Origin of the sequence: Eubacterium sp. 14-2 (assembly GCF_000403845.2) — a bacterium.
Taxonomy (GTDB): domain Bacteria; phylum Bacillota; class Clostridia; order Lachnospirales; family Lachnospiraceae; genus Petralouisia.
On record NZ_KE159568.1, the window covers coordinates 251,220 to 272,560 of the forward strand.

The 21,341-nt window shown below is 46.3% G+C and carries 17 protein-coding genes; 1 reads left to right on the forward strand and 16 read right to left on the reverse strand.

The window, feature by feature from the left end; genetic code table 11:
- Positions 1-54: 54 nt before the first annotated feature.
- The 14 genes from secG to C805_RS18455 all read right to left on the reverse strand — a co-directional run bounded on the left by secG (position 55) and on the right by C805_RS18455 (position 17,448).
- Positions 55-294 carry a preprotein translocase subunit SecG gene (gene secG, locus C805_RS18395; RefSeq protein WP_016215474.1) on the reverse strand — a complete coding sequence of 80 codons (240 nt, stop codon included), beginning with the start codon at positions 292-294 and terminating at the stop codon, positions 55-57.
- 97 nt (positions 295-391) lie between these two features.
- On the reverse strand, positions 392-2,164 hold the full coding sequence (locus C805_RS18400; protein WP_016215475.1) for a sensor domain-containing diguanylate cyclase: 1,773 nt from the start codon (positions 2,162-2,164) through the stop codon (positions 392-394).
- A gap of 118 nt (positions 2,165-2,282) precedes the next feature.
- A complete protein-coding gene (gene eno, locus C805_RS18405; protein WP_016215476.1) occupies positions 2,283-3,602 on the reverse strand; it encodes a phosphopyruvate hydratase in 1,320 nt (439 codons plus the stop codon).
- A gap of 102 nt (positions 3,603-3,704) precedes the next feature.
- Positions 3,705-4,745 carry an HD-GYP domain-containing protein gene (locus C805_RS18410; protein ID WP_016215477.1) on the reverse strand — a complete coding sequence of 347 codons (1,041 nt, stop codon included), beginning with the start codon at positions 4,743-4,745 and terminating at the stop codon, positions 3,705-3,707.
- Positions 4,746-4,812: 67 nt separating this feature from the next.
- Positions 4,813-6,264: an adenylosuccinate lyase gene (purB, locus tag C805_RS18415; protein WP_016215478.1), complete on the reverse strand. Its 1,452-nt coding sequence runs from the start codon at positions 6,262-6,264 to the stop codon at positions 4,813-4,815.
- Positions 6,265-6,337: 73 nt separating this feature from the next.
- On the reverse strand, positions 6,338-7,216 hold the full coding sequence (locus C805_RS26480) for a phosphoribosylaminoimidazolesuccinocarboxamide synthase (RefSeq protein ID WP_016215479.1): 879 nt from the start codon (positions 7,214-7,216) through the stop codon (positions 6,338-6,340).
- Positions 7,217-7,231: 15 nt separating this feature from the next.
- On the reverse strand, positions 7,232-8,773 hold the full coding sequence (gpmI, locus tag C805_RS26485) for a 2,3-bisphosphoglycerate-independent phosphoglycerate mutase (protein WP_031201418.1): 1,542 nt from the start codon (positions 8,771-8,773) through the stop codon (positions 7,232-7,234).
- Between the two features lie 121 nt (positions 8,774-8,894).
- A complete protein-coding gene (locus tag C805_RS0106035; RefSeq protein WP_155957650.1) occupies positions 8,895-10,322 on the reverse strand; it encodes a CapA family protein in 1,428 nt (475 codons plus the stop codon).
- 274 nt (positions 10,323-10,596) lie between these two features.
- The gene (locus tag C805_RS18430; protein WP_022751272.1) at positions 10,597-11,643 is read right to left on the reverse strand and encodes an electron transfer flavoprotein subunit alpha/FixB family protein; all 1,047 of its coding nucleotides are present in this window, start codon (positions 11,641-11,643) and stop codon (positions 10,597-10,599) included.
- Positions 11,644-11,677: 34 nt separating this feature from the next.
- Positions 11,678-12,463 (reverse strand): electron transfer flavoprotein subunit beta/FixA family protein, encoded by a 786-nt coding sequence (locus C805_RS18435; RefSeq protein WP_016215483.1) that lies wholly within the window; start codon positions 12,461-12,463, stop codon positions 11,678-11,680.
- A gap of 34 nt (positions 12,464-12,497) precedes the next feature.
- Positions 12,498-13,652 carry an acyl-CoA dehydrogenase gene (locus C805_RS18440; protein ID WP_016215484.1) on the reverse strand — a complete coding sequence of 385 codons (1,155 nt, stop codon included), beginning with the start codon at positions 13,650-13,652 and terminating at the stop codon, positions 12,498-12,500.
- Between the two features lie 136 nt (positions 13,653-13,788).
- On the reverse strand, positions 13,789-14,628 hold the full coding sequence (locus C805_RS18445) for a 3-hydroxyacyl-CoA dehydrogenase family protein (protein ID WP_016215485.1): 840 nt from the start codon (positions 14,626-14,628) through the stop codon (positions 13,789-13,791).
- Between the two features lie 76 nt (positions 14,629-14,704).
- Entirely contained in the window at positions 14,705-15,886 is a 1,182-nt protein-coding gene (locus C805_RS18450) for an acetyl-CoA C-acetyltransferase (RefSeq protein WP_016215486.1), read from the reverse strand.
- Positions 15,887-16,287: 401 nt separating this feature from the next.
- Entirely contained in the window at positions 16,288-17,448 is a 1,161-nt protein-coding gene (locus C805_RS18455) for a cell wall hydrolase (protein WP_016215487.1), read from the reverse strand.
- 204 nt (positions 17,449-17,652) lie between these two features.
- Here C805_RS18455 and C805_RS18460 point away from each other — a divergent pair, with 204 nt between their 5' ends.
- Positions 17,653-18,834, forward strand: coding sequence for an HD-GYP domain-containing protein (locus C805_RS18460; RefSeq protein WP_016215488.1), 1,182 nt, complete (start codon positions 17,653-17,655; stop codon positions 18,832-18,834).
- 151 nt (positions 18,835-18,985) lie between these two features.
- Here the strand turns inward: C805_RS18460 and galE are convergent, their stop codons facing one another.
- Together galE and C805_RS18470 are read right to left on the reverse strand one after the other, a co-directional pair.
- Entirely contained in the window at positions 18,986-20,002 is a 1,017-nt protein-coding gene (gene galE, locus C805_RS18465) for a UDP-glucose 4-epimerase GalE (protein ID WP_016215489.1), read from the reverse strand.
- 202 nt (positions 20,003-20,204) lie between these two features.
- On the reverse strand, positions 20,205-21,323 hold the full coding sequence (locus C805_RS18470; RefSeq protein ID WP_016215490.1) for a phosphotransferase enzyme family protein: 1,119 nt from the start codon (positions 21,321-21,323) through the stop codon (positions 20,205-20,207).
- Positions 21,324-21,341: the final 18 nt, after the last annotated feature.

Genomic DNA, 21,341 nt, shown 5'->3' on the forward strand with positions numbered 1-21,341 from the left:
CCGACAGCCTCCTGTGTACCACGCTATGCTGCCTGCAAACCTGCAGACGGCTGGTTAAAAGCTCCCAATATTCAATACAGCTGCAATCACCAGAAACAGAATCACTAATACTCTGGTAATCTTCACCAGCATTCCTTCTCTGGAACGTCCCTTATTCCTGCCCCAGTAGGTGTCTGCCGCACCGCTGATGGTTCCAAGTCCTGCTGATTTTCCTTCCTGCATCAAAACAATAACTGTCAGTCCAATACTTATTAAAATAAATATTACCATTAAAATCGTTTTTAATACTGCCATTTTTCCGTACCTCCTGTGATTATTCTGCTCACAACTTGTTTTATAGTAACACATTCAGGAATATTTTTCAAGAAGTTTTTCTTATAACTGCTGCTGTTCAGATTACAACAACCTGATTTTTTCCATTCTTTTTGGCTTTATAGAGGGCCTCATCCACACGGGTACACAGCCTGTCCAGGGTGTCGTCTGCTCTGGCCTGGGTTACTCCAAGGCTGACGGTCTGGGGACGTATGGCCGGAAAATCTGTATTGGCGAAACACTGGCGAATCAAATCTGCAATGCAGGAAGCGGCGGAAAGATCCGTATCATAGAGCAGCATCATAAATTCTTCCCCTCCCCATCTTCCGGAAGAAACATTCCGCATATAATCTGATTTTTCGCTGTTCAGAAGATTGGCCAGCCCCATAATAACCGCATCTCCAGCCTGGTGGCCGTAAGTATCGTTCACCTGTTTGAAATTGTCTATATCAAGCATAATCAGAGAAATTTTTCTGTCTGACCCGCCGGCAATGGCCGACGCAATCCGGTCCTGTATTTCTGTCCGGTTATAAAGGCCTGTCAGCCCGTCGATAATGGCCGCTGTCTTCAGTTTCTCATTGGCCTGCTCCAGTTTCCGGTTGATATCTTCCAGTTCCAGGGAAGTCATGCTGATAAAGGTTGCCAGCCGGGACACCAGAGGCACTTTTGACAGAGAATTTTCTCCGGGAGAAGGTTCCGCAGGCACAGCACTTTTCTTCTCTCCCTCCCGCATGGCTGCAATCACAAGGGTTACATTGTGCTGATTCAGGTTTCCGCCGGTGCGCAGAAATTCTCCATGAGAAAAAAATCCGCTGGAAGCGGAAATTTCCCGGAAAGGATAAATTTCGTAAGTGGGTTCTTTGGTGGTCCAGAAGGTACGCCTTGCTGCGCAGGAAAAAATATGTAATAAATCAGGTGAAAATTCTGCAATTTTCCTGCTGTCCTGTTTGATGCTCTCAATAATGGTTCCCGGATCTCCATAGGAAATCCGTACCACCGAGCCAATATCCATGTCCGATGTCATAGTAATGGAGCCATCCTCATTACTTGCCACGGGAGTGCGCAGTATGGTGGTGTCATTATGCTCGTAAAACAGCGGAAATTCCAGCGTATTATAGAAAAAATTCTCATCATTTCTGATGTTCAGATATTTACGGTACACATCGTATGCGGGAATTCCATCCAGTTCCTGCAAAATGGAGCCGTTGGATCTGGTCACATGAAACTTTCTTCCAAGAGGCTTCCATCCTGTCACATTTATGGATTCCACATGAAAATCTTCGCCTCCGTAAAACAGTATCACAATGGAACGTTTGGAAACGCCTGCTCCCTTTGAAAACACACAGGAATCATCACTGGTGATGTCATCGCTGCAGGCAACGCCTCCGAAAATCTGAATATCCGGCCGAATGCCCTTAAGCCCGTCGCAAAAGCGGGTAGTAGATCCTTCCGGAATGGTAAAAAACATTTCTATGGCCTTCACCCAGGGATTTTCCTCTGCTTTTTCCAGAATCTGTTCCGTAATGTGCTCCACAGGCTGCAAAGACAGATCATACTGGAACACCTTCACCTGTGTGGAAGGAAGTTCAAACACCGTACATATTACTGTAATGTTTCCGGACATCCGGCAATCAACAATATTTCCGCTGGTGGAACATCCCATATAAGGCGTATCCGGAAAGATCTCTTCCACTGCCGCACACACGGTCTGAAGCACCTCAGGCTCCAGTTCTTCGGAATAAATCTGAAACATTTTCTTTGTAATCCGGTGCTCCTGGCACCAGCATCTGAAATCGGAAAGTTCTTCGGAAAATGTTTCTGAATCATGATATACAAATTGAAACTGTTTCATAACTGTCCCCGTACCTTTCTGCAAATCACAGTATGCATCTGTCCTTATTATAACAGATTCCGGGGCTTTTTCAATGAAAAAGCTCCGGAATCCGCCGGCTGAAACAGGAGTCAGCACATCAGTATTTATTAAAGGGATTTTTATATTCCGCCACAACGCCAAGCTGTTCTTCCACTCTGAGAAGCTGATTGTATTTCGCTGTACGCTCTGCCCGGCAGGGAGCCCCTGTCTTAATCTGGCCTGCATTTACCGCCACTGCCAGATCTGCAATAAAGGTATCCTCTGTTTCACCGGAACGATGGGAGATTACAGCCCGGTAAGCATTTTTATGGGCAGTTTCAATGGCTTCCATAGCTTCTGTCAGCGTTCCAATCTGATTTACCTTAATCAGGATTGCGTTTGCAGTTTTCAGTTTGATTCCTGCATCCAGACGTTTCGTATTGGTCACAAACAGATCGTCGCCCACAAGCTGAATCCGTTCACCCAAACATTCTGTCATGGCCTGCCATCCGTCCCAGTCTTCTTCGTCCAGTCCGTCCTCAATGGAAATAATGGGGAATTTCTCAATTAAATCCGTGTAGCAGGCAATCATATCACTGGTGCTGCGGGCAACCTTCTCTCCTTTGACACGGGATTCCCCCGGAAAATGATACAGCCCTGTTTTCTTATCGTAAAGCTCGCTGGCCGCTGCATCCAGTGCTATTTTAAAGTCTTCTCCCGGCGCATACCCGGAAGCCCGTATTGCCTGAACAATCAGCTCCAGCGCAGAAATTGCATCCGGCAAATCCGGCGCAAATCCGCCTTCGTCTCCCACTGCCGTAGAAAGCCCTTCCTTCTCGCAGATTTTTTTCAGATTGTGGTATACTTCCGCACACATGCGCAGTCCTTCCCGGAAACTTTCCGCACCCACCGGCATAATCATAAATTCCTGGAAATCCACCGTATTGTCCGCATGGCGTCCTCCATTCAAAATGTTCATCATGGGTACCGGGAGCTGTTTTGCATTTACGCCGCCCAGATACTGGTACAGCGGAAGTTCCATGGCTTTTGCAGCCGCTCTTGCCACCGCCAGGGACACACTTAACATGGCGTTGGCTCCCAGATTGATTTTATCGTCTGTTCCGTCTTCTGCAATCAGAATACGGTCAATTTCCACCTGATTCAGAGCATTTTTTCCAACCAGTGATTTAGCAATTTTATCATTTACATGCTTCACCGCTTTTTGGACCCCCAGACCAAAATATCTGGGTTCCCCGTCTCTTAACTCCACTGCCTCAAACTGTCCGGTGGAAGCTCCGGAAGGCACCGCCGCCCGTCCGGTGGTTTTCTTTCCATTGCTGGTGGTTTCCACCGTTACATCTGCCTCCACAGTGGGATTCCCTCTGGAATCCAGAATCTCCCGTGCATGGACCTCCGTGATTTTCAAACATAAGCTCATATCCGTTCTCCTTTCGCAATTACCTGATTCCAGTATCTGCAAAATCCCGGAAAATATACATGATAAAAGAGAATGCGCTATGCGCATTCTCCGCCTCTGTTCTCAGGACTCGTAAGCCTGCACCAGGGTGCCTCCTGCCTGCCGCAGAATCGTCAGGCTTCGGTACTCCCTCTGGTTCAGCAAATCCAGGGTGGTTCCATCTGTCAGGCGCAGCTGAGGCCGCAAAAGATTCCGGGGATAGTTTTCCACCACAAGGGCTTCTCTTCCGTCTGACAGTTCCACCATGGAGCCTCTGGGATATACCGGCACATAATTTAAAAATGCCTCTACCACTTCTTTATCAAACATGGTTCCGCATCCTCCCATCAGGTATTCCAATGCTTCGGAAAAAGAACAGGCTTCTTTGTAAGGGCGTCTGGATGAAAGAGCGTCATACACATCTGTCACATGAATAATTTTTGCAAAGGGATGGATTTTTTCACCGGTCAGGCCCTTCGGATAGCCGCTGCCATCCTCATTTTCATGGTGGCATAACGCACCCAGTCGTACCCTGGCAGGTATATTCCACTTTTCCGACAGCATATCATATGAGAACTGGGGATGCTGTTTCATTGCCTCCATTTCCTGACAGTTCAGTTTTCCCGGCTTGTTCAGAATGTCTTTGTCAATCAGCATTTTTCCCAGGTCATGAAAAACCGCCGATACGCACAAATCAATCAGATCCTCTCTGCCATACCCCATTCCCATGGCGATTACAGTAGACAGCACAGCCACGTTGACGGAATGACGGTAGGTATAGTCATCAAAAGAACGCATGTCCATTAAATCCAGGGAAACCGTTTTTGCCTCCAGGATCTGATCCACAATTTTCTCTGCAAATTCTATCGCCTTCTCCAGGTTCAATTCCTGCAGAGAACGAACTGCAGAATTGCGAAGAGCCAGAGAAATGGCTTCCTGAATGCGTATGTCTTTGGACAGCTCATCTTCTATGTAAACGCCGGCGTAACCCAGCTCCGTCAGCCGTTCTATCAGCTCTTCTGTCAGAATTTTCCCATCTGCCAGCAAAATACGGTTGTAAATGTCATGAATGCCCTTTCCCAGCATCATGCCTGGTTCCACTTTGCCTATTTCAATATATCTCATTTCTGTTCCTCATACAGCAAGAATGTACCACGGCCTTTCTGCCCTGATACATTCCCTTTTCTAAAACCTATACGTTAATTTCGGCTGTCATGCCAAGCATTTCTTTATTCTTCTCCAAAACCGGCTGTACTTCCTGTGCAAGGAATTTTTCCACCTGTAAGGGGGCTCTGCCCACATATCCGGAGGGTTCCATGGACTGCTTAAGCTCTTCCAGGGTCAGATTAAAGGCCGGGTCTGCTGCAATCAGCTCCAGCAGGTTATTGTCTTTTCCTTCTTCCTTTACTTGTCTGCCTGCCTCCATGGAAAGCTGACGGATTTTCTCATGCATTTCCTGGCGGTTTCCTCCGTTTTTCACAGCGTCCATCATAATATTTTCCGTTGCCATAAAAGGCAGCTCCGCCATCATATGTTTACGAATCACCTTCTCGTATACCACAAGGCCGTCCACCACATTCAGGCACAGATCCAGAATTCCGTCCACCGCAAGAAAACCTTCCGGAACGGAAAGGCGTTTATTGGCAGAATCATCCAGTGTCCGTTCAAACCACTGGGTAGCAGAGGTAACGGCCGGATTCAGCGCGTCCACCATCACATACCGGGCCAGAGAGGCAATCCGTTCGCTGCGCATGGGATTCCGCTTGTATGCCATGGCGGAAGAACCGATCTGATTTTTCTCAAAAGGCTCCTCCACTTCCTTCAAATGCTGAAGAAGACGGATATCATTGGACATTTTATGGGCGCTGGCCGCAATTCCTGCAAGGACATTCAGCACTCTGGTATCCACTTTTCTGGAATAAGTCTGCCCGGACACTGCATAGCACTCTGAAAATCCCATTTTTTCCGCGATCATGGGGTCTATTTTGTCTATGGTTTCCTGATCTCCCGCAAACAGCTCCTGGAAACTTGCCTGTGTCCCGGTAGTTCCCTTGGAGCCCAACAGTTTCAGGCTTCCCATCACATATTCCAGATCTTCCAGATCCATCAGAAATTCCTGCAGCCACAGCGAGGCACGTTTCCCCACAGTGGTGGGCTGGGCCGGCTGAAAATGAGTAAATGCAAGGGTGGGCAGGTCTTTGTAGGTACCGGCAAATTCCGCCAGTTCTGCAATTACGTTCACCAGTTTCCGCTGCACCAGTTTCAGCCCCTCGCTCATGACAATAATATCTGTATTGTCTCCCACATAGCAGGAGGTGGCTCCCAGATGAATAATGCCGGCGGCTTTGGGACACTGCTGTCCATAGGCATAGACATGGCTCATTACATCATGCCTTACCAGTTTCTCCCGTTCCTTTGCCACCTCATAGTTGATATCGTCTGCATGGCTTTTCAGTTCCTCTATCTGTTCCTGCGTAATGACAGGCTTTCCGTTTTCACTTAATCCCAGTTCCATCTCTGTCTCCGCAAGGGCAATCCAGAGTTTCCTCCAGGTACGGAATTTCATATCCGGTGAAAAAATGTACTGCATTTCCTTACTGGCATAACGCTCTGATAAGGGACTGTTATATCTGTCTGTCGACATGGTATGTTCTCCTTCCTTTGTCCGATGCACTGCTATCTGCCGCAGTCTCCTCTGATATATTCTTCAGCCAGTTTTATACAAATTTCTCCCCGGTCAAAAGTTCATACGCTTCTTTATATTTGTCAACTGTCTTTGTCACAACTTCCTCCGGCAGCAGATAATCGCTGTCCGGATTCTGTTTTAACCAGTCCCTGACAAACTGTTTGTCAAAGGATGGCTGGGATTTGCCAGGCTCATATCCTTCCAGCGGCCAGAATCTGGAGCTGTCCGGCGTCAGCATTTCATCCCCCAGAACCACACGTCCATTTTCATCCAGTCCGAATTCAAATTTGGTATCGGCAATGATGATTCCTTTACTCCGTGCATATTCTGCACACTTCTCATATAACTGAATGGTACATTTCTGAATCTGCTCTGCATATTCCGCACCTTTTCCCGGATGGAGTTTTTCCAGAATCTCCACACTTTCTTCAAAGGTAATATGTTCATCATGAAGTCCCAGATCCGCCTTGGTGGTAGGGGTATAAATGGGCTCCGGCAGCCTGTCGGACTCCTTCAGTCCTTCGGGAAGCCTGATTCCGCAGACTGTGCCGTCCTTCTGATAGCTCTCCCAGCCGCTTCCTGTAATGTAGCCCCGTACAATGCACTCTACCGGCAGCATATCCAGTTTTTTGCATTTCATGCTGTTTCCGTCAAAATTCTCATTGCGGAAAAATTCAGGCATATCTGCCACTTCGGTGGAAATCATATGGTTCGGTACAATATCCCTGGTAAAATCAAACCAGAATCCTGACATTTTCGTTAAAATCGCACCTTTTTGTGTAATCTTGTTTTTTAAAATCACATCAAAGGCGGAAATTCTGTCTGTGGCCACGATAATCAGGTTATCCCCGTTGTCATAGACCTCGCGTACTTTTCCTTCTTTTATCGGTTTAAATTCCTGAATGCTCATTGATTCCTCCATATATTATCGTTTTACCAGCAGTGATTTACCTGTCATTTCTTCCGGCTGTTCCATTCCCATAATCTCAATGAGCGTAGGCGCAATATCTGCCAGGCATCCGCCCTCCCGCAGGGTATATGTGTCGTCATAGTTAATCAGAATAAACGGAACGGGATTGATGGTATGAGCGGTAAAGCTCTCCCCTGTATTGTAATCAACCAGCTGCTCGGCATTTCCGTGATCTGCGCACAGGAACATGGTGCCGTCTGCCTCTTTCAGTGCTTCCACTGCTTTTCCCACACAGGTATCCACTGCTTCCACTGCTTTGATGGCTGCCGCTTCCACACCGGTATGGCCCACCATGTCGGGATTTGCAAAGTTAATGATAATCACATCGTATTTGTCAGATTTGATGGCTTCCACCAGTTTGTCGCACACTTCATATGCGCTCATTTCCGGCTTCAGATCGTAGGTGGCTACCTTGGGAGAATTTACCAGTATACGGTCTTCTCCCTGATTGGGCTCTTCCACGCCTCCGTTGAAAAAGAACGTAACATGGGCATATTTCTCGGTCTCGGCAATTCTGGCCTGGGTTTTGCCATGAGCCGCCAGAAATTCTCCGAATGTATTTGTCAGCTCCACTTTATGGAACGCAATTGTTTTATTTGGAATAGTAACATCATACTCGGTAAAGCAGATATAGGTCACATCTTTTCTTGGGCCTCTGTCGAATCCGTCAAATTCATCCATACAGAAGGTTCTGGTAATCTCTCTTGCCCGGTCAGGACGGAAATTAAAGAAAATAATGGTATCTTTGTCATTGATGACAGCCAGGGGCTTTCCATCTTTTTCCACCACTGTGGGAACTACAAATTCATCGGTTATATCTTCCTCGTAGGAAGCTGCCACTGCCTCCACTGCACTGGCCGCCCGGTTTCCCTCTCCCAGAACAAGGGCTTTGTATGCCTTCTCCACTCTGTCCCAGCGGTTATCACGGTCCATGGCGTAGTAACGTCCGGATACCGTAGCAATTTCTCCCACGCCGATTTCCTTCATTTTTGCTTCCAGTTCTTCCATAAATCCTTTTCCGGAAGTGGGCGCCGTATCACGTCCATCCAGGAAACAGTGTACATATACTTTCTCAAGTCCTTCCCGTCTTGCCAGTTCCAGCAGTCCGTATAAATGGGTATTGTGGCTGTGCACGCCTCCGTCAGACAGCAATCCATAGAGATGCAGGGCTGAATTATTCTCTTTTGCGTTCTTCATCCCCTTCAGCAGAGCTTCATTTTTAAAGAAATCCCCGTCTTCAATTTCTTTGGTAATCCTGGTCAGCTCCTGATATACAATTCTTCCTGCCCCCATATTCAGATGTCCTACCTCGGAATTCCCCATCTGTCCGTCGGGAAGTCCCACGGAAAGTCCGCTGGCATATCCTCTGACAAAGGGACAGTCCTTCATCAGCCCGTCGATATTCGGTGTACTTGCCTCATACACTGCATTTGCTTCCTGCTTTTCATTTAAACCAAAACCATCCAGAATCATCAATACTGTGGGTTTCCTGCTCATAAGATTTTCATCTTCCTTTCTTCCTGATAATTTACAGATTGAAACACGGCAAATGGATTCTCCCATTTCCTCTGTTCTCAAGGCATATTATAACACACCCTGACAGGAAAATACAATCAGTTTATCTGATAACATATCCTTCCGGGTCCACCTGGACTCCTGGTGCGGAAATCTTCTGCATAAAGTCAAGAATCCTCTGCTTTTCCTGGGGGTCTTCTGTCAGGGACGTGGTACACCCCCGCTGGATGCAGGGCAGAAACCGGACGTCCACCTGATTGTCGTCCGTGTGAATGATCACCTGGAAAATCCCTGTATCCAGCGTCCTGTTATTAAACCAGAAATTCCCAAGGCTGTATATGATCGGTTTTTCATTGTAAAAATCAAATCCCTGGAGACAGTGGGTATGGCCGCCCACCACAACATCTGCCCCGGCTTCAATAAAGGCTGATCCCAGCTCTGTCTGGTCTTTCCCGTAATAGCTGGTATTTTCCGTACCCCAGTGAACAAAAACGATGACATGGTCGCTCTGTTTCCGGGCCTTTTCAATCACCGTCAGAAATTTGTCGGGATTCCGTGTTTTGAGCACTCCCCCGCCGGTTTCTGTGGCCTCCCTGGTATAGCTGGCAGAACGTTCAATCTGGGTAGCAGATACAATGGCAATTTTCCGCCCGTTTGCAGCAAAATACACAGGTTCCATGGCTTCCTCCAGATTCCGTCCGGCTCCCACAGTGGGAATCTCTGCTTTCTTAAGTGTATCCAGGGTGTCCAGGAGCGCTTCTTCTCCAAAATCGAATACATGGTTATTTGCCAGGGACACAATATCTGCCTCCAGTTCCTGCAGCACAGATACCCGTTCCGGATTTGCCCGGAAAGTATAACGTTTCCCCGGCAGAGGCTTTCCTCTGGTACTGAAAGTAAATTCATTGTTCAGCATAAGAATGTCTGCATGTTTCATCTCTTCCCGCAGCGCCGGAGAAATACATTCCTGAATCCCTCCTGCTCTTCCATCCAGATATTTTGTGGTGGACCATCCTTCCGCCAGGTTAATGTCTCCGGTAAAATCCAGCACAATCCTGTCTGAAGCCCCACACTCTTTTTCATACAGCTTTATTTCTGCATACTCCGGGTACTGCCCGGTATTTTTACAATATTCTGTCCACAGGATATGAATGGATTTTCCGGTAATCTGATACCAGATTTCCGCATCCTGTTCCGGGCTATCTGCCATTTTCTTCAGAACAGATATATGTTCCTCTCCGTATTCCTCGAAAAACCATAGAAAAAATGATTTTTCTGCCGGATACCCGCCCGGAATTTCTCCCGAAACACTGTCCAGAATTTTTTCTATGGCTCTTTCCGGATCTGAAACGGTTTCTTTTCCTTCTGATATTTTCCCGGAGACTGTTTCGCCGGATATTCCCCCTTCTTTCCACAATGAACTCACAGATACTTCATAAGCGTTCCATACATTCCATGGGCCGCAGCCTGACAGCACTGCTGTCAGGAAACACAGAATCAGAATATCCTTATATTTCTTTTGTTTTTTCATAATCAATTCCCCGTACTGGAACAAAGTGGGCAGGCCCACTTCAGCTCCCCTGACCCCTCACTCATGAGGGGCCTGGACACTTTGCGCGCCGAGCACAGTTGCGAAGCAATATTTTACCTCTTGTGCGAGTGCGCATATTATTTTTCTTCTATAGGAAGACACTTTCGCACGTTAGCGTGACAGGGTATTTCCTGTAGAAGAAAAAAACAGGTGTGATTCCGACCATGAATTCTCATCATCACCGAAAATCACACCTGTTACAGCTTCAGATATATTATTTTGCTACTTCAGCTTTCAGAGCTTCTGTCAGAGCCGGAACAACTTTATGTAAATCTCCAACTACACCGTAGTCAGCTACGTCAAAGATTGGAGCATCTTCATCTTTGTTGATTGCAATGATGATGTCTGCCTCTTCCATACCTGCCACATGCTGGATTGCTCCGGAAATACCGATTGCAAAGTATACATTCGGACGAACGGTTTTACCAGTCTGTCCTACCTGTAAATCTACCGGTTTCCATCCGTTTTCCACTACTGCACGGGAGCAGCTTACGGTTCCGCCGATTACATCTGCAAGATCCTGCAGCATTTTGAAGTTCTCTGCGCTTCCAACTCCACGTCCGCCGGAAACCAGAATCTTTGCTTCCATGATATCTTCTGTTTCTTTTACAGCTTTTACCACGTTGAGGATTTCAACGTATTTATCATTGGGAGTAAATCCGGGATTGTACTCGATCACATTTGCCTTTGCACCTTTGATCGGGTCAATTTTCTGCATAACGCCAGGACGAACGGTTGCCATCTGAGGACGGTTATCCGGACATGCGATAGTAGCGATGGTATTGCCGCCGAAAGCAGGACGGGTCATCAGTAACTGATTGTGCTTCTGCTCGTCTTCTTTGCCAGGAACAGGATTCAGCGGGAAATCGCCGATTTCCAGTACGGTACAGTCTGCGGTCAGACCTGTCTTTACCCTTGCAGATACGCGAGGACCAAGGTCACGTCCGATTGCGGTAGCGCCTACCAGCATGATTTCCGGTTTGTATTCATCAATAACAGATGCAAGTGCATGGGTATAAGGCTCTGTTCTGTACTCTTTCAGTTCCGGATCGTCCACAACGATTACCTTATCAGCGCCATACTCTGCCAGCTGGTCTGCCAGACCTTTTACGTCTGAACCAATCAATACTGCTGTTACATCTGTATTCAAATCTTTTGCCAGGTCTTTTGCCTTGCCAAGCAGCTCAAAAGCAATTCCGCTTAATACGTTATCTACCTGCTGTGCAAAGACATAAACTCCTTTATATGCTTCTAAACCCATTATTTTCACCACTTTCCTTATTTTTACGGATATATTAGATTACGTGTTTCTCTTTCAGTTTACCTGTAATATAGGCAACTGCATCTTCCGGTGTATCAGGAATAACTTTTTCTCCGGCACCTTTCTTTACTTTGTCAGATGCTTTTGCAATCTTTGTAGGTGATCCTTTCAAACCAAGGTCAGAATCGTCTACATCTTTCAGATCTGCCCGGCCCCATACGGTTACTTCTTTGTCATATGCGTCAAAAATTCCGCCTGGTGTCATATAACGCGGCTCGTTTAATTCGGAAAGAGCGGTTACCAGACACGGCATTTTTGCTTTTAATTCATGATATCTATCTTCATACTGACGCTGAACTACTACATAGTCTCCGTCAATTTTGATTTCCTGTGCATAGGAAATTACAGGAATGTCCAGATGTTCGGAAATCTGCGGTCCAACCTGTGCGGTATCTCCGTCAATTGCCTGACGTCCTGTGATAATCAGGTCATATTCCAGATTCCGGATTGCTCCTGCAATTGTAGTAGAGGTAGCCCATGTATCTGCTCCTCCCAATACTCTGTCTGTTACAAGGACACCTTTGTCGGCACCCATTGCCATTGCTTCACGAAGAACTTCGTCTGCTTTCGGAAGTCCCATGGTAAGTACGGTAACTTCTGCACCATACTGCTCTTTTAATCTGAGTGCTGCTTCCAGTCCGGCTTTGTCGTCGGGATTCATGATGGTGAGCATTGCACCTCTGTCCAGAGTACCATCTGGATTGAATTTCACTCCGCCTTTGGTATCTGGTACCTGTTTTATACATACAACGATTTTCACGGTAATTCACTCCTTATGTTTTGTTTTATTATTTTCACTTTAACAATGCGCCGGAAATAACCATACGCTGAACTTCGGAAGTTCCTTCATAAATCTCTGTAATCTTGGCGTCACGCATCATACGCTCTACATCGTACTCTCTGATGTATCCGTATCCACCGAAAAGCTGTACGCATCTGGTAGTTACGTCCATGGCAACCTCTGCTGCAAATAATTTGGCTTTTGCTGCTTCTACAGAGTAAACCTTCTGAGTAGCTTTTGCCATAGCTGCCTTGTAAACCAGCATCTGTGCTGCTTCAATCTTAGCTGCCATATCTGCTAACTGGAACTGTGTATTCTGCTGCATTGCGATGGAGCGGCCAAACTGTTTTCTCTCTTTTGTATAGGCAACGGTTGCTTCCAGAGCGCCTTCCGCAAGACCCAGAGCCTGAGCTGCGATACCGATACGTCCGCCATCCAGAGTATGCATTGCGATTGGGAATCCTTTTCCTTCCGGTCCTAACAGATTCTCTTTCGGAATTCTGCAGTCTTCAAAAATCAGTTCATAGGTAGCAGATCCGCGGATACCCATTTTCTTTTCCTTTGTTCCAAAGGAGAATCCGGGTGTTCCTTTTTCTACGATAAAGGTGGAGAAATTCTTTTTCTTTCTGCCTCTCTTATCTTCCACAACGCTTGTGATTGCGATTACGATATAGATATCAGCTTCTTTACCATTGGTGATAAAGCATTTGGAGCCGTTCAGTACCCATTCATCGCCATCCAGAACTGCTTTTGTCTGGCAGCCCTGTGCGTCTGTACCTGCACCCGGCTCTGTCAGAGCAAATGCGCCCAGCTTCTCTCCTCTTGCAAGAGGTGCAAGATATTTCTGTTTCTGCTCTTCATTACCGTATGTCATAATCGGGTCGCAGCACAGAGAGGTGTGTGCAGATACGATAACGCCGGTAGTACCGCAAACTTTGGACAGTTCCTCTACGCACATAATGTAGGTAAGAGGATCACAGCCCTGTCCGCCGTACTCTTTCGGAATCGGAATACCCATGAATCCGATTTTCTGCATTTTCTCTACGGTTCCTCTTGGGAATTTTTCTGTCTCATCAACTTCCTGAGCAAGAGGCTTTACTTCATTTTCAGCAAACTCTCTGAACAGAGTTCTCGCCATTTCATGTTTCTTATCTAAAGAAAAATCCATGATACTTTTCCTCCAAACTTTCTTTTATTTTATGGAATGGGACTGCCGCATTAAGATAAACCCAATACGGCAGTTCCTCACATTCTATACGGCGCAGGCAAAAGCCTGCTGCCGGCCATGCTTTCGTCAATATGTATTATTTGCTGTAATCATAGAAACCGATTCCGGTCTTCTGTCCCAGCTTACCTGCACGTACCATTTTCTTTAACAATGGATGCGGACGGTATTTCGGATCTCCTGTCTCATCATATAATACATTCATGATTGCAAGGCAGATATCCAGTCCAACCAGATCTCCCAGTGCCAGAGGTCCCATCGGATGGTTTGCACCAAGTTTCATGGCAGTGTCGATACCTTCTACAGAAGCAACACCGTCTGCATAGATTCCAACTGCTTCATTGATCATCGGGATTAAGATTCTGTTTACAACAAAGCCTGCTGCTTCATTTACTTCTACCGGGGTCTTGCCGATTTCTTCAGAAATCTTAACGATTTTGTCTTTCATTTCATCCGGTGTGTTCTCACCTTTGATAACCTCTACCAGTTTCATAACCGGAGCCGGGTTAAAGAAATGCATACCGATAACCGGTCTGTCAAGTCCTGCACCAATTTCTGTAATAGAAAGAGAAGATGTGTTGCTTGCGAACATGCAGTCTTTCTTTACGATATCCTGCAGTTCTTTGAATGTCTGTTTCTTAACATCCATAACTTCCAGCGCTGCTTCCACGATTAAATCGCAGTCACCGCAGATTTCCTTTGTACCTGTGGTAATTTTTGCAAGAATTGCATCTGCTGCTGCCTGATCCATTTTGCCTTTTGCAACTCTCTTCTCAAATCCTTTTGCAATTTTTTTCTTGCCATTTGCTGCAAATTCGTCATTAATATCGCAAAGGCATACTTCATATCCTTCTGTCTGTGCAAATGCCTGTGCAATTCCGGAACCCATGGTTCCTGCTCCAATAACGCCAACTTTCATGATAGTCCTCCTTAAATTATTCTATGAGATACCGAAGCGTAACCGCTTCGGTATCTCAATTAATGACCAGTTAAAATTAATCTCTTTCCACGATGGTGGAGCATCCCATTCCACCGCCGATACACAGAGTTGCAAGACCTTTCTTAGCGTCTCTCTTCTGCATTTCATGAAGCAGGGTAACAAGGATACGGCATCCGCTGGCTCCTACCGGATGTCCAAGTGCGATAGCGCCGCCATTTACATTTACCTTGCTCATATCAAAGTTCAGGTCACGTGCCACTGCCAGAGACTGAGCTGCAAATGCTTCATTTGCCTCTACCAGATCCATATCGTCAATGGTCAGTCCTGTTTTCTCGAATACTTTCTTTGTGGAAGCAACCGGGCCTACACCCATGATGGAAGGATCCACACCGCCAAGTGCGCCTGCTACGAAAGTTGCCATAGGCTTTACACCCAGTTCTTTTGCTTTTTCTTCGCTCATAACAACAACTGCTGCTGCACCGTCATTGATTCCGGAAGCATTTGCTGCAGTTACAATTCCGTCCGGTTTGAATGCAGGACGAAGTTTGGAAATGCTTTCTTTTGTTGTGCCGGGACGTGGTCCTTCATCTGTATCTACGATAACTGTTTTCTTCTTCTGTTTTACTTCTACCGGGACGATTTCGTCTTTGAATTTGCCATCGTTTATTGCTTTTTCACATTTCTGCTGTGAAGCTGCTGCAAACTCATCTAACTGATCTCTGGTCAGTTCCCATTTCTCTGCCACGTTTTCAGCAGTGATTCCCATATGGTACTGATTGAATGCATCCCATAATGCATCGTTTACCATGGTATCTACCAGTGTGGCATTGTTCATTCTGTATCCGTAACGTCCCTGCATAGCAGCATAAGGAGCCATAGACATGTTTTCCATACCGCCTGCCACAACGATGTCAGCATCACCAGCCTGAATCATCTGAGCAGCCATATTTACACAGTTCAGACCGGAACCGCATACTACGTTCACAGTAACTGCCGGTGTCTCAATAGGCAAACCTGCATTGATGGATGCCTGACGTGCCACGTTCTGTCCCAGACCAGCCTGGATAACGCAGCCCATGTATACATGGTCAACCTTGTCAGCCGGAACACCAGCTCTGTTCAATGCTTCTTTGATAACGATAGTTCCCAATACCGGTGCAGGAGTTGTGCTTAAAGCTCCACCCATAGTTCCGATTGCGGTACGGCATGCGCCTGCCAAAACAACTTTCTTTGCCATTTTCTTCGTCTCCTTTTAAAATATTATGTAATCGTGAAAACATTTTTGACAAAATCACCAAAATGCCTGTTATTTTTTTAACAATCTTTTGTCAAAAAAAAGGAAAACAGGTTCGCTGGCATTCATTTCTCTGCCATGCCTGCAAAATAATTCTGAAAATTCCTGTTTTTCCCATGTTTTCTTCCCTCGATAAAAATATCCTAGCACATTTCACTGTAAATTGCAAGGATTATCTTCCCCTTTCCGGCCCTCCCCATTCTCCTTTTTTCTCCTGTTCTTTTTGTACATCTTTGTTATATTTTTATCATTCTACCCGGCATTTTTTCGAAAAAAAAGGTCAGATTTTGTGCATATCCCACAAAAACCGACCTTTTTCCTGTTTCCCGCCCTCCGGCTGTGTATTAATAAAAAACATGATTTCCTATTACAGTGCCTGGTATGGTGCCGTCATTCCTCCGGAAATAGAGGCATTTTATGGTAATATTACCGCCCAGAACCTCTGCGGCCGCCTGGGTGCAGCTCTGGTTGGCTCCCTTAGCCAGCACAGTGGCAAATCTGCCGCTTGCCACAGGGGAAAACTGTCCTCCCTGATAAATCACCCCGGCCACCGTATTGGGAAAATGAGAGCTGCGTACCCGGTTCATTACCACACTGCCCACTGCCAGTTTTCCTTCATAGCTTTCTCCTCCGGCCTCACACTGAATCAGTGCTGCCAGAAGCGCTGTGTCAGAAGCGCTGCCCTGATAGCTCTCTCCCCCTCCGGTCTCTTCCTTCTGGCTCATTTCCTCTTCCTGCCGTTTGATTTCCGCCATCCTTTTTGCGTCCTCTGCGGCTTTCTGCTTTTCCAGTTCCGCTTCATAGGCTTTCTGCCGGTCAATCTCAGCCTCGTAAGATTCCACATCCGCCTGGGCATCTGCAATCTGCTTTCTGGCGGCGTTCAGTTTTTCAGAGGTACTGTCCACCAGATCTGCCAGTTCCTGCTGTTTGCCTTCCTGCTGCTTCTGCAAATCTGCCAGCATTCTTTCCTGCTCCTCCAGCTTCTGTTCTTTTCCGGCAATCTCCTCTTTGGTTGCCTGGTACTCTTTCAGCATTTTTCGATCGTAACTGTGAATGCTTACAATGTATTCTCCTTTATTTAAAAAATCCGCAAAATTCTCTGCGCTCAGCAGAACCTCCAGCATACCTTCCATATTCATTTCATACAGGAATTGAATCCGCTTTTTCATGGCTTCATACTGATCCCGTTCTTTTTTTCTTGCCGCCTCCAGCGCCTTTCCCGTCTCTTCCAGACTGACTCTGGTACTGTTTAGCTGCTCCTCTGTGGCATTCAGTTCTTCTGTCACGGAGGCCAGACTGTTGTTGAAACTTTTCAGGTCTCCTTCCAGGCTGCCCGCCTGACCCGTAAGGCTGTCCACCTGCTCCTGCGCTTCTTTCTTCTGTTTTTCCAGATCCTCTATCCCTTCCTGTACCTGGTTGATTTTTCCCTGAGTGGCAGAAACCACTGTGCCGGATAAACAGCACAGGAATAAAATCAGGACCGTGCTTTTCCATATTTTTCTCATGCTTCCCTCCACAATTTCTGTCTTCTGCTGTCCGGAACTGTCATACAGATTTTATCACACAAAGGGCTTCAGCGCAATTCCTGTCGAAAAACAGGAAAGATTTTTATCTTCTGACAGCCTTTGCCATTTCCTGATTTTAACCGATATAAATATAGTAGTATTTAACACTCTGGTTATACAGGAATCAGATACGGAGGTGTTTTCGTGCAATATGTTAAAATCAGCCAGTTAAAGCCCGGCATGCGTCTTGCCCGGCCTGTTTACAATAAAATGGGAGTTATGCTGTTTGAGCGTGATACCAGACTCACACGCCAGGGAATTGCCAGCATTAAGAACTTCGGTCTCTGGGGCGTTTATATTCTGGAACCGGCAGAGCCGGTACCGCCTCTCAGTGAAGAAGATATTGAACTGGAACGTTTTCTCACCGTTTCCACTTTTCGTTTAAAAGATGATCTCGTGCTGCTTATGAATGATATGCCGCCGCAGAATATCACTCCTCTGGCCCAGACAATTCTGCGCAGCTTCGGCTCATCTGACCACAAAATCAACTTTGCCAGAAACCTCCGCAGCAACGGAGATTATGTATACAAACACTGCCTGAACACTGCTGTTCTGGCAGCCATGATGGTAAACCGGCTTCATTATTCCTATGCGGAACAGCTTGCCATCGTATGTGCAGCTCTGCTGCATGACGTGGGACTTCTGATGGTGCCGGATGAAATTCTGGAAAAAGGCGACCGGCTTCTTTCTCCGGATGAACGCCGGCTGATTCAGGGATATCTGGAAAAAGGCTATCAGATGCTGCACCCCGATTACAACGAATACAAACTGCCGGAACTCACCCTTCAGATTGTGGGCCAGATGGCCCGTCTGGAGCACAACGTCAAAGTCCCTCTCCAGAAAAACATCCGCTGGAAAAACGGTACCCACGTACTCCATGTGGCGAGCATGTTCGATGAAATGACTTCCATGAATCTGGACCGGGAACCGGTATCTGAAATCCGGGCGGTACGTTTTCTGCGGGAATATCCGGACTATTATCCTGCTGCATTTGTCACTGCCCTTACCCAGTGCATTCACATTCTTCCAAAAGGATGCTGCGTGGACTTTTCCAACGGGCAGAAAGGAATTATTGTGGAAGAAAATCAGAAAAATTATGCCCAGCCTGTGGTTATCCTGTTTTCCGACAATCAGATGGTTGATTTTACCGATTCCAGATTCCAGAAAACCATGCATATTTCAGATGTGATGAAGACCATGGATCTGCGCCTTAAGGTAGACCATGAAACTTTAAAAAAATATGCCAGCGACCCCCATACTCAGGAAACTGCGAAACGGTACTCTGACAAACGAAACCAGATACTTGCTGCCGGAAGGTCCCTGTAATAAACTGTGCGGCTGCCTGCAAAACAGCAAAAGGGGCGTTGCAAAATACAGCTTATATACAATATATGCATGAGTCCCATCGGGCTTCCATACCATATCCTGTATATAGCGGCTATTTTGCAACAGCCCCTTTATTATTACATATTATAACTTAACTGCGGTATCCGTCCGGATTGCTGCTCTGCCATCTCCAGGAATCCTCGCACATTCTGTCAATACCGAATTCTGCCTCCCAGCCCAGTTCTGCTTTGGCTTTGGAAGCGTCTGCATAGCAGGTGGCAATATCTCCGGCTCTTCTGGGTTTGATTTCATAAGGAATCGGCCTGCCGCAGGCTTTCTCATATGCCTTTACCACATCCAGCACGCTGTAACCGTTTCCGGTTCCCAAGTTGTAAATGCTGACGCCGGATTTGTCTTCAATCTTTTTCAGTGCTTTCACATGGCCTTTTGCCAGGTCTACCACATGAATATAATCCCGTACGCCGGTTCCGTCCGGTGTATCGTAATCGTCTCCGAATACTCCAAGACATTTTAACTTGCCCACTGCAACCTGAGCAATATAGGGTACCAGATTGTTGGGAATTCCTTTGGGATCCTCTCCGATAATTCCGCTTTCATGGGCGCCAATGGGATTAAAGTAACGAAGGAGTACCACATTCCATTCCGGATCTGCCACATGGAAATCTGTCAGAATCTGCTCTAACATTCCTTTGGTCTGGCCATAGGGATTGGTAATCTGGCCTTTGGGACACTCTTCTGTAATGGGGATAATTGCAGGATCTCCATATACTGTTGCGGAGGATGAGAAAATAATATTCTTCACTCCATGCTTACGCATAACATCACACAAAATCAGTGTTCCGGTAATATTGTTATGATAATATTCCAGAGGTTTCTGCACAGATTCTCCTACTGCTTTCAACCCTGCAAAATGAATGACACTGTCAATCTTTTCTTTTTCAAATACTTCTCCCAGCCCCTGGGCATCCAGAATATCCACCTGATAAAATGGTACCTTTGCTCCGGTAATCTTTTCCACCCTTTTTACCGCTTCTTCACTGGAATTTACCAGATTATCCACTACAACCACTTCATATCCTGCATGAATCAGCTCAATACATGTGTGGCTTCCGATATAACCAGCTCCGCCTGTTACCAAAATTGCCATAATTCTTTACCTCCTGTCCGCAATCTGCGCACTGTTACGCATATCCTTATTACCTGTCCGGGAAAACCGAAACTATCCGTCCTGCTATCCGGCTTTCTCAGGAATCAGTATACCACATTCCATTTGTTTAGTAAATACTAATTTTATTTTACTATAATTTTAGTAAATATTTATCTCCTGTTTTACCGGGATAACAGAAAACTTATCTCATTTTACTTTCTGCTTCCTGACATTCCCTGACAATTTCCTCCAGTTCCTTCCATTTCTTTTCCATATCTGCCACCAGTTTCATCTGTGTGCGGCACCGGTCCAGATTATGGCCTTCCCGATGAATTTTAAAATAAGTATCTCCCTGTAAATAATCTGTCAGAAAACGTATACCGTTTTCATAAGTCATCACTTTTGCACCCATGGGAAGCATGGCAACTTCCATATCTGTCAGATTTCCCTTACAGCCTTTTAAAAATCCCTCTGTATAAATGCGGAACAGTCTCAAATCGCAGCTCACTTTTGACAAATCCTTTTCGTCCTCATCTCCGGTGCTGGCTCCAAACCGAATGGCGTCTCCGAAATCATTCACTGCCAGTCCCGGCATAACTGTGTCCAGGTCAATCACACAGATGCCTTTCCTGGTCTCCTTATCCACCATAATATTGTTCAGTTTGGTATCATTGTGCGTTACCCGCAGAGGCATTTTTCCTTCTGCCAGTAAATCCCCCAGCACACAGGCTGTCTCCTTCCGGGATTTGAAAAATTCGATTTCTTCCAGGGCATTTTCTGCCCTTCCACACACATCTGCTTCCACCGCATCGAGAAATACCTGGTATCTGGCTTTCGTATCGTGAAATCCGGGAATGGTTTCATGAAGGGTTTCTGCGGGATAATCTGCCAGCAGCTGCTGAAAATTCCCGAAAGCCAGAGCGCTCTCATAGAAATCCTCATCCCGTTCCACTCTGTCATAGCTTACCGCATCTTCAATCAGATAATACATGCGCCAGTATTCTCCCTGGCTGTCCCGGTAAAAAGGTTTTCCGTTTCTGGCAGACAGTACCGTTAATGTCTCCCGCAGTTCATCGCCTCCGGCTTCTGCAATTTTCTTTTTCAGAAAGGTGGTAACGCCCAGAATATTGTCCATTACCTCTTCCGGCTTTGTAAAAATATTTCGGTTCATCCGCTGCAGAATACAGTCCTTTTCTCCTTCCACCAGAAAGGTGTCGTTAATATGCCCGCTGCCATAAGGACGGATATTTTTCACATTCCCTGCCAGCTCAAACTCACTGGCCGCCTCTTTCGCCCATTTCAGTATTTCCTTTTCTTCCATATGTTCTCCCTCCATATG